This window comes from Neisseria sp. P0009.S007, from assembly GCF_051962515.1.
The window spans coordinates 5,873-15,353 of record NZ_JBQCVF010000039.1 but is presented as its reverse complement, the minus strand read 5'-3'; the positions used below and the strand labels follow the sequence as shown (position 1 = coordinate 15,353).

10 protein-coding genes are annotated in these 9,481 nt (G+C 53.1%); 8 read left to right on the top strand and 2 right to left on the bottom strand.

The window, feature by feature from the left end; genetic code table 11:
- Window positions 1-359: arsenate reductase (glutaredoxin) (gene arsC / locus ACTHS3_RS05545; RefSeq protein WP_004519164.1), on the bottom strand; the 359-nt coding region annotated here is incomplete at its 3' end.
- 169 nt (window positions 360-528) lie between these two features.
- On the opposite strand from arsC, the gene ACTHS3_RS05540 reads away from it, so the two are divergent.
- From ACTHS3_RS05540 to ACTHS3_RS05515, 6 genes are all read left to right on the top strand, one after another.
- A complete protein-coding gene (locus ACTHS3_RS05540) occupies window positions 529-1,011 on the top strand; it encodes a TlpA disulfide reductase family protein (RefSeq protein WP_003747814.1) in 483 nt (160 codons plus the stop codon).
- Between the two features lie 248 nt (window positions 1,012-1,259).
- Entirely contained in the window at window positions 1,260-1,910 is a 651-nt protein-coding gene (ftsE, locus tag ACTHS3_RS05535; RefSeq protein WP_003681151.1) for a cell division ATP-binding protein FtsE, read from the top strand.
- On the top strand, window positions 1,907-2,824 hold the full coding sequence (gene ftsX, locus ACTHS3_RS05530) for a permease-like cell division protein FtsX (protein ID WP_003747810.1): 918 nt from the start codon (window positions 1,907-1,909) through the stop codon (window positions 2,822-2,824). The genes ftsE and ftsX overlap by 4 nt, the downstream gene beginning before the upstream one ends.
- 196 nt (window positions 2,825-3,020) lie before the next feature.
- Entirely contained in the window at window positions 3,021-4,274 is a 1,254-nt protein-coding gene (gene murA, locus ACTHS3_RS05525; protein WP_049335701.1) for a UDP-N-acetylglucosamine 1-carboxyvinyltransferase, read from the top strand.
- A gap of 127 nt (window positions 4,275-4,401) precedes the next feature.
- Window positions 4,402-6,459, top strand: coding sequence for a methionine--tRNA ligase (gene metG / locus ACTHS3_RS05520; RefSeq protein ID WP_070460993.1), 2,058 nt, complete (start codon window positions 4,402-4,404; stop codon window positions 6,457-6,459).
- A 27-nt stretch (window positions 6,460-6,486) separates the two neighbouring features.
- Window positions 6,487-6,681: a virulence regulator gene (locus tag ACTHS3_RS05515; protein WP_070460991.1), complete on the top strand. Its 195-nt coding sequence runs from the start codon at window positions 6,487-6,489 to the stop codon at window positions 6,679-6,681.
- A 109-nt stretch (window positions 6,682-6,790) separates the two neighbouring features.
- Here ACTHS3_RS05515 and rsgA read toward each other — a convergent pair whose 3' ends face one another.
- Complete coding sequence (rsgA, locus tag ACTHS3_RS05510) at window positions 6,791-7,657, bottom strand: ribosome small subunit-dependent GTPase A (protein WP_070624878.1); 867 nt, start codon at window positions 7,655-7,657, stop codon at window positions 6,791-6,793.
- A gap of 151 nt (window positions 7,658-7,808) precedes the next feature.
- Here rsgA and ACTHS3_RS05505 point away from each other — a divergent pair, with 151 nt between their 5' ends.
- Entirely contained in the window at window positions 7,809-8,426 is a 618-nt protein-coding gene (locus ACTHS3_RS05505) for a tellurite resistance TerB family protein (protein ID WP_036492402.1), read from the top strand.
- 99 nt (window positions 8,427-8,525) lie between these two features.
- Window positions 8,526-9,446 carry a patatin-like phospholipase family protein gene (locus ACTHS3_RS05500; RefSeq protein WP_070624876.1) on the top strand — a complete coding sequence of 307 codons (921 nt, stop codon included), beginning with the start codon at window positions 8,526-8,528 and terminating at the stop codon, window positions 9,444-9,446.
- Window positions 9,447-9,481: the final 35 nt, after the last annotated feature.

Sequence of the window (9,481 nt, the reverse complement as noted above, 5' to 3'; positions counted from 1 at the left end):
CAGCCGAGTAGGGCGGCAATGTTTTCCAACGGACGGCCGATGGCTGCGCGCGTAGGCGTTACCAAAACGGGACGCTCAAGCAGGGCAGGGTGTTCGGCGATTGCCTGAAGCAGGGCGGCATTGTCCAAATCGGGATTGTCCAAACCCAATTCTTTGTACAAATCGTCTTTCGTGCGCATCATGCCGCGCACCGATTCGATGCCGAGTTTGGCAAACATATCCTGCAAAGTCGCCAAATCGGGCGCGGTATCCAGATATTTGACTACGTCGGCGGCAACGCCTTTTTCTTCGAGCAAAGCCAGCGCAGCACGCGATTTGCTGCAACGCGGGTTGTGATAAAGTGTGAATTCAGACGGCATGAAAGTCTCCGTATTATTGCAAAATCATTCAATGATGGCAGTTATTATCGTCTGCAACTGATTTTTACTCAAACTTTTTACCTGATATCTTGATATGAATCGGTAGGCATACCCACCAAACCGTTTTACAATAAACACTATTTCGATTGGCAACCTCAAGGATACAACCATGAAAGCCTTAACCGCCCTTCTCTTGTCCGCTGCCGTTTTTACCGCTGCGCCGGCCTTTGCCGCCGACGAAACAGCAGGTTGGCAGGACAACAAACCGCAAAGCCTGGAGTCACTCAAAGCCCCCGTGCGCGTGGTTAACCTTTGGGCAACCTGGTGCGGCCCCTGCCGTAAAGAAATGCCCGCCATGTCGGCATGGTACAAAGCGCAGAAAAAAGGCAGCGTCGATATGGTCGGCATCGCGCTGGATACGACCGACAACATCGGCAAGTTCCTGAAACAAACGCCGGTCAGCTACCCGATTTGGCGTTACACCGGCGCCAACAGCCGCAACTTCATGAAAGCCCACGGCAACAATGTCGGCGTATTGCCCTTCACAGTCGTCGAAGCGCCGAAATGCGGCTACAAACAAACCATCACCGGCGAAGTCAACGAAAAAAGCCTGACCGCCGCCGTGAATTTGGCCAAAACCAAATGTAAATAAAACAGCGGATAGGGTGCTTAACCTACGCTGATACTGAGGCCGTCTGAAACCCAATCGTTCAGACGGCCTTTTTTCAAACCATATTACTTTGTGTTGCAAACCGGCAGTGTATCCACAGGCAGAACCGGGGTTTCACTATCAAAAAGCAGCCGAAATATTTATAATCTGTGAATAACCCCATTTTTTCAGACGGCATGTTGCCCTATCGATGACGCCGGCCGTCTGAATCCCTATTTTCAGGAAAACCCATGATCCGTTTCGAACAAGTTTCCAAAACCTATCCCGGCGGTTTCGAAGCCCTGAAAAATGTCAGTTTCCAGATTAACAAAGGTGAGATGATTTTTATCGCCGGCCATTCGGGTTCGGGCAAATCCACCATTTTGAAGCTGATTTCAGGCATTACCAAGCCCACCAAAGGCAAGGTTTGGTTTAACAATCAAGACCTCGGCACCTTGAGCGACAATCAGATCGGCTTTATGCGCCAACATATCGGCATTGTCTTCCAAGACCACAAAATCCTCTACGACCGCAATGTCTTGCAAAACGTTATCCTGCCTTTGCGGATTAGTGGCTATCAGCCGCGCAAAGCTGAAGAGCGCGCGCGTATTGCGATTGAGAAAGTCGGCTTGAAAGGCCGCGAAAACGATATGCCCATCACTTTGTCCGGCGGCGAACAACAACGTTTGTGCATCGCGCGTGCAGTGGTTCACCAACCCAGCCTGCTGATTGCCGACGAGCCGTCCGCCAGCCTCGACCGCGCCTATGCGCTGGATATTATGGAATTGTTCAAAACCTTCCATGAAGCAGGCACGACCGTGATTGTTGCGGCGCACGATGAAACGCTGATGGCGGATTACGGCCACCGCGTCTTGCGCCTGCAGAAAGGACGCCTCGCATGAGCATGATTCACTACATCTCGTTACACGTCGAATCGGCGCGCGCCGCGCTCAAAGAGCTTCTGCGCCAACCCATCGGCACACTGCTGACCCTGCTCATGCTTGCCGTTGCCATGACCTTGCCGCTGTTCATGTATTTGGGCATCCAAAGCGGACAAAGCGTGTTGGGCAAACTCAACGAGTCGCCGCAGATTACGGTTTATATGGACACCGATGCGGCAAGTTCTGATGCCGATACGGTGAAAAATCTGCTCCAACGCGACAGCCGTATCGATAAAGTCCGCTTTATCAGCAAGCAGGAAGGTTTGGAAGAATTGCAAACCAATCTCGACCAAAACCTCGTTTCCATGCTCGATGGCAACCCGTTGCCCGACGTCTTTATCGTTACGCCCGACCCTGCCACTTCTCCGGATCAGATGCAGGCCATCTATAAAGACATTACCAAACTGCCGCGTGTCGAATCGGCAACCATGGATACCGAATGGGTACAAACCCTTTATCGTATCAACGAATTTATCCGCAAGATTTTATGGTTCCTCTCGCTGACTTTGGGCATGGCCTTTGTCTTGGTGGCACACAACACAATCCGCCTGCAAATCCTCAGCCGCAAGGAAGAGTTGGAGATCACCAAGCTGTTGGGTGCGCCCGCTTCCTTCATCCGCCGCCCTTTCCTTTATCAGGCAATGTGGCAGAGTATTTTCTCCGCCGCCGTCAGCCTGGGCTTGTCGGCTTGGCTGCTGGCCGAAGTACGGCCGCTGGTGGACGCGATTTTCAAACCCTACGGTCTGAACATCGGCTGGCGTTTCTTCACATTTAGCGAAGTGTCGCTGGTATTCGGCTTCGTCATCGCGCTGGGCGTATTCGGCGCATGGCTGGCCACCACGCAACACCTCTTAGGCTTCAAAGCTAAAAAATAAGCCTTGGCAAACAGGCCGTCTGAACCATTCAGACGGCCTGAAATCTTATCCTTTCGCAACTTAAACAAACCTTGTGAAAATTTAATACTGCCAAATCTAACAGCAAGGGCATAATCCCTTATAATTGATGGTTTATTATCCATCTCATTTCATTTGTGCGGCATAAGCCGTGCAGACAAATAACGAAAGACATCCTGTGGACAAACTCAAAATCTCTGCCAACGGCCCCCTCAACGGCGAAATCATCGTATCCGGCGCGAAAAACGCCGCCCTGCCGCTGATGTGTGCCGGTCTGCTGACTTCCGGCACTTTACGCTTGAAAAACGTACCCATGCTCGCCGACGTCAAAACTACCCAAAAACTGCTGCAAGGCATGGGCGCACGCGTTTTGACCGACAACATCTCCGAATTTGAAATCAACGGCGGCACCGTCAACAACACCTGCGCACCTTACGAGCTGGTAAAAACCATGCGCGCATCCATCCTCGTGCTCGGCCCGACGCTGGCGCGTTTCGGCGAAGCCCAAGTCAGCCTGCCCGGCGGCTGCGCCATCGGTTCGCGCCCCGTTGACCAGCACCTCAAAGGCCTCGAAACCATGGGTGCGGAAATCACCATCGAACACGGTTACGTCAAAGCCAAAGGCCGTCTGAAAGGCACGCGCGTCACCATGGATGTCGTAACCGTAGGCGGTACTGAAAACCTGCTGATGGCGGCCACGCTCGCAGAAGGCACCACCATCCTCGAAAACTGCGCCATCGAGCCCGAAGTCGTCGATTTGGCCGAATGCCTCGTTAAAATGGGCGCGAAAATCAGCGGTATCGGTACAGCAACCATGACCATCGAAGGCGTAAAAGAGCTGCACGGCTGCGAACACAGCGTCGTTCCCGACCGTATCGAAGCCGGTACCTTCCTCTGCGCCGTCGCCATGACCGGCGGCAAAGTTGTCCTGCGCAATGCCGCACCGAAAACCATGGAAGTTGTGTTAAACAAACTGACAGAAGCCGGCGCCATCATCGAAGCAGGCGACAACTGGATTTCCATCGACATGCAACAACGCCCCAAAGCCGTGGACATCCGTACCGTCGTCCACCCAGGCTTCCCAACCGACATGCAGGCGCAGTTTATGGCCATGAACGCCATTGCCGAAGGCAGCAGCCGCGTGGTGGAAACCATTTTTGAAAACCGCTTCATGCACGTTCCTGAACTCAACCGCATGGGCGCAGACATCACCACCGAAGGCAACACCGCCTACATCAAAGGAGTAGAAAAACTCTCCGGCGCCGTCGTGATGGCAACCGACCTGCGCGCCTCTGCCAGCCTCGTCATGGCAGGCTTGGTCGCAGAAGGCGAAACCATCGTCGAACGCATCTACCACCTCGACCGCGGCTATGAATACATCGAGAAAAAACTTGGCGGCGTAGGCGCAAAAATCGAACGCGTACACGGTTGATCCCATACGCAGCCGATAAATAAAAGGCCGTCTGAAACACCGGCAATCGGGTTTCAGACGGCCTTTGCGTATTGTTTTGCGGTATAATTCCCGACATCTTTATCCATTGTTTTTAAAAGCACAAACCATGACACGCAAAATCCTTGTCACTTCCGCGCTGCCGTATGCCAACGGCAGCATCCACCTCGGCCACATGGTCGAACACATCCAAACCGACGTTTGGGTACGTTTCCAAAAACTGCGCGGCCACGAATGCTACTACTGCTGCGCCGACGACACCCACGGCACGCCCGTGATGCTTGCCGCGCAAAAACAAGGCATTGCGCCTGAAGATATGATCGCCAAAGTGCGCGAAGAGCACCTCGCCGACTTTACCGGCTTCAACATCGGCTACGACAATTATTACAGCACCCATTCCCCTGAAAACAAACAGTTTTCCCAAGACATTTACCGCGCGCTGAAAGCCAACGGCAAGATTGAGAGCCGCGTCATCGAGCAGCTTTTCGACCCCGAAAAACAAATGTTCCTGCCCGACCGCTTTGTCAAAGGCGAATGCCCGAAATGCCACGCCCAAGACCAATACGGCGACAACTGCGAAGTCTGCGGCACGACCTATTCCCCGACCGAACTGATTAACCCGTATTCCGCCGTTTCTGGTGCAAAACCCGAATTGCGCGAATCCGAACACTTCTTCTTCAAACTGGGCGAATGCGCCGACTTCCTCAAAGCATGGACTTCCGGCAACAATCCGCACGACGGCAAGCCCCATCTGCAACCCGAAGCCCTCAACAAAATGAAAGAATGGCTGGGCGAAGGCGAAGAAACCACGCTGTCCGACTGGGACATCTCCCGCGACGCGCCGTATTTCGGTTTCGAAATCCCCGACGCGCCGGGCAAATATTTCTACGTTTGGCTGGATGCGCCCGTCGGCTACATGGCCTCGTTTAAAAACCTGTGCGACCGCATCGGCGTCGATTTCGACGAATACTTCAAAGCCGACAGCCAAACCGAGATGTACCACTTCATCGGCAAAGACATCCTCTATTTCCACGCCCTGTTCTGGCCCGCCATGCTGCATTTCTCCGGCCACCGCGCCCCGACCGGCGTGTACGCACACGGCTTTTTGACCGTCGACGGACAAAAAATGTCCAAATCGCGCGGCACCTTCATCACCGCCAAATCCTATCTGGAACAAGGCCTGAACCCCGAGTGGATGCGCTACTACATCGCCGCCAAACTCAACAGCAAAATCGAAGACATCGATTTGAACCTGCAAGACTTCATCAGCCGCGTCAACAGCGACCTCGTCGGCAAATACGTCAACATCGCCGCCCGCGCATCAGGTTTCATCGCCAAACGCTTTGAAGGCCGTCTGAAAGATGTTGCCGACAGCGAATTGCTGGCAAAACTGACTGCGCAAAGCGAAGCCATTGCCGAATGCTACGAAAGCCGCGAATACGCCAAAGCCCTGCGCGACATCATGGCCTTGGCAGACATTGTCAACGAATACGTTGATGCCAACAAACCGTGGGAACTGGCGAAACAAGAAGGCCAAGAGGAACGCCTGCACGAAGTATGCAGCGAGCTCATCAACGCCTTTACCATGTTGACCGCCTACCTCGCCCCCGTATTGCCGAAAGTGGCCGAAAATGCCGCCAAATTCCTGAATTTAGAAGCCATCACTTGGGCAAATACACGCGAAACCTTGGGCGAACACGCCATCAACAAATACGAACATTTAATGCAACGAGTGGAGCAAAAACAAGTGGACGATTTAATCGAAGCCAACAAACAAAGCATCGCCTCCGCAGCCGCGCCTGCCGCCGAAGAAAGCAAATACGAAAAAGTCGCCGAACAAGCGAGCTTTGACGACTTTATGAAAATCGACATGCGCGTCGCCAAAGTATTGAACTGCGAAGCCGTTGAAGGCAGCACCAAACTCCTAAAATTCGACCTCGATTTCGGTTTTGAAAAACGCATCATCTTCTCCGGCATCGCCGCATCTTATCCCAACCCCGCCGAATTGAACGGCCGCATGGTCATCGCCGTCGCCAACTTCGCCCCGCGCAAAATGGCAAAATTCGGCGTATCCGAAGGCATGATCCTTTCAGCCGCCACGGCAGAGGGCAAACTGAAGCTCCTCGACGTTGACGCAGGCGCGCAACCCGGGGATAAAGTGGGCTAAGCCTTAGCCAAACCATAAGGAGAAACCATGTTAAACCTTTCCGCTCCGGTACTTAAAGAAATTGAGTTGCTTAATGATGCAGGCTTATCGGTTGGCGCTATTATTACAGTGTTGCGTCTGAAGTTTCCGGTAGAACTCCATGATCGGGGGGACAAACAAATTGAAGAAGCCGTTCTTCTCATGATCAATCCGCCACGAAAAGCACCTTCTCTTTCCCGCTAAGGCAGCAATGCCGGTTGAAAGGTAAATTTGGTTATTCTTTAAAAAAAGGCCGTCTGAAAGTTTCAGACGGCCTTTTTATTTATCCAAACGCTTAGTTTCCGTTCAATCTTTATCTCAATAATTCGTCGGTAACGCGTTGCAGAAATTCGATGCGCTCGGGTTTGGCTTCGCCTGATTCGGCAGCGGCTTTGACGGCGCAGCCGGGTTCAGCGCGGTGGGTGCAGTTGTGGAAACGGCACTGGCCGATAAGGTGGCGCAGGTCGGGGAAGTATTGTAATAAATCGGCAGCTTGGAGATGGTGCAGGCCGAATTCTTGCAGGCCGGGGGAATCGATGAGTCGGGTTTCTGCGTCTAAATCGTACAGTTGGGCGTGGGTGGTGGTGTGTTTGCCGGAATCGAGCGCGGTGGAAATGTCGCCGGTTCGGGCGGCTTGGTTGCCGAGTAGGGAGTTGGTCAGGGTGGACTTGCCCATGCCGCTTTGTCCGAGCAGGATGTTGGTTTGCCCTTCTAAAATGGGACGCAGGATGTCGGCGTTTTCCAATGCGTTGGTTTCGACCACGGGGTAGCCGAGGGTTTCGTAGAATTTGAGTTTCTCGCGCCATTGGGCGGTTTTGGGGAGGTCGGCTTTATTGAGGACGATGACGGCGTTAATGCCGGCCGCTTCGGCTGCGAGGAGGGCGCGTTGTAACAGGGCTTCGCTGGGTGAGGGGCTGGCGGCGGTTACGATGAGCAGTTGGGTAACGTTGGCGGCAATCAGTTTGGTTTTCCATGCGTCTTGGCGGTAGAGCAGGCTTTCGCGCGGGAGGTAGTCTTCAATCACGACTTGTTCGCCGTTGATGGGGCTGATGCGGACTTGGTCGCCACAGGCGAAATCGACGCGTTTTTTGCGGGTGGTGGCGTTATATGTTTGGCCGTCGGGGGTGCGGACAATATAGCGGCGGCCATAGCTGGTAATAATTTGGGCGGTATCGGTCATGATGGAGTTTATTGTTTGGAATGGTGTGATTGTACCGAAAGTCGGCTATGGCCGTCTGAAAACTTGTTTGCACCTTTTAACTTTCTTTGGCTTGGTTTTTGGGTGTTTCTACTCTATATTTGCAATGTATTGGTTTTCAGGAGATTTTTTTATGGATTTCAGTCAGTTGCTCAATCAGGTTTTGGGTGCGGCTCAAAAAGGCGGCAAAGCGGTGGCGGACAGCCCGCTCAATTCTTTCGGCGGTGGCGCGCTGACGGGTGCTTTGGCATCGATGCTGTTGAAAAAGAAAAACGCAAAGAAGCTGGTCAAGGCCGGCTCGGTTGCCGCTTTGGGTTTTCTGGCTTATAAAGGCTATCAAAACTGGAAACAAAACCGCCAGCAGGACGAATTGCCGCAAAGTGCGTTCCAACCTGCCGGCCTGATTGGTGAAAACCACAGCCGTGTGATTTTGCAAACGATGATTGCGGCGGCGGCTTCAGACGGCCTGATTGACGATGCGGAACGCGCGGCCATTGAGCGTGAAAGCGGCAGCGATGCGGAAACGGCGGCATGGTTGCAGGCGGAATATGCGCAACCGGCCTCCATCGAGCAAATTGCCGCTTCGGTCGGCAATGACGAGGCTTTGGCAGCCGAAACTTATCTGGCGGCCCGATTGGTCTGCGCGGACTTGTCGCGCAAGGAAATTGTGTTCCTGAGCCGTTTGTCCCAAGCTTTGAATTTGGACGACCAACTGGTCGAGAGTTTGGAAAAACAGCTCGAATTGGCTTGAGCTGGATTTAAAAGGCCGTCTGAAACTTGATTTCAGACGGCCTTTCGACTTAATTTCAGAGTAAAATAACCCCTTCGACATATTAAAGGCTGTCTGAACATGAATAAACTTTTTTCCACATTCAAAACGTTTTTAGCCGCTTCGTCCGTCTTGGTATTGGCTGCCTGTCCGAGCGGCAACGCGCCGCAATCCAAACCTTCTACGCAGGGTCAAAATACGGTTTCGCATACTGCACCCAAACCGAAAGCCACGGTTGCGCTGGCTTTGGGCGGCGGCGCGTCCAAAGGCTTTGCCCATATCGGGATTATTAAGGTTTTGAAAGAAAACAATATTCCGGTCAAAATCGTTACTGGTACATCTGCCGGCTCGATTGTCGGCAGTATGTACGCTTCGGGAATGTCGCCCGACCGCCTCGAATTGGAAGCGGAAATTTTGGGTAAAACCGATTTGGTGGATTTGACCTTGTCCACCAGCGGCTTCATCAAAGGCGAAAAACTGCAAAACTACATCAACCGCAAAGTCGGCAACCGCCCGATGCAGCAGTTCCCCATCAAATTTGCCGCCGTTGCGACCGATTTTGAAAGCGGCAAACCGGTGGTATTCAACGTAGGCAATGCCGGACAGGCCGTCCGCGCTTCTGCTTCGATTCCGAACGTGTTCCAACCTGTCGTTATCGGCAGTCGCAAATATGTGGACGGCGGCCTGTCGCAGCCCGTACCAGTCAGCGCGGCGAAAAAACTGGGGGCAAACTTCATCATTGCCGTCGATATTTCCGCCCGTCCGGCCAAAAATGTCAGCCAAGGTATGTTCTCCTATCTTGACCAAACCTTCAACGTGATGAGCCAAACCGCCTTACACCAAGAATTGGGCCAAGCCAATGTGGTCATCAAACCGCAGGTTTTGGAGCTGGGCTCGATTGGCGGTTTCGACCAAAAACAACGCGCCATCCAATTGGGCGAACAAGCCGCACGCGCCGCCCTGCCTGAAATCAAACGCAAACTGGCGGCATATCAGTATTAATCATCCGCCGTTTGAACAGGCCGTCTGAAAGTATG

What these genes read in the sequence shown, in the direction of transcription:
- ACTHS3_RS05540 (WP_003747814.1), top strand. Translation starts at nt 529, where the DNA reads ATGAAAGCCTTAACCGCCCTTCTCTTGTCCGCTGCCGTTTTTACCGCT.
- ftsE (WP_003681151.1), top strand. Translation starts at nt 1,260, where the DNA reads ATGATCCGTTTCGAACAAGTTTCCAAAACCTATCCCGGCGGTTTCGAA.
- ftsX (WP_003747810.1), top strand. Translation starts at nt 1,907, where the DNA reads ATGAGCATGATTCACTACATCTCGTTACACGTCGAATCGGCGCGCGCC.
- metG (WP_070460993.1), top strand. Translation starts at nt 4,402, where the DNA reads ATGACACGCAAAATCCTTGTCACTTCCGCGCTGCCGTATGCCAACGGC.
- ACTHS3_RS05515 (WP_070460991.1), top strand. Translation starts at nt 6,487, where the DNA reads ATGTTAAACCTTTCCGCTCCGGTACTTAAAGAAATTGAGTTGCTTAAT.
- rsgA (WP_070624878.1), bottom strand. Translation starts at nt 7,657, where the DNA reads ATGACCGATACCGCCCAAATTATTACCAGCTATGGCCGCCGCTATATT.
- ACTHS3_RS05505 (WP_036492402.1), top strand. Translation starts at nt 7,809, where the DNA reads ATGGATTTCAGTCAGTTGCTCAATCAGGTTTTGGGTGCGGCTCAAAAA.
- ACTHS3_RS05500 (WP_070624876.1), top strand. Translation starts at nt 8,526, where the DNA reads ATGAATAAACTTTTTTCCACATTCAAAACGTTTTTAGCCGCTTCGTCC.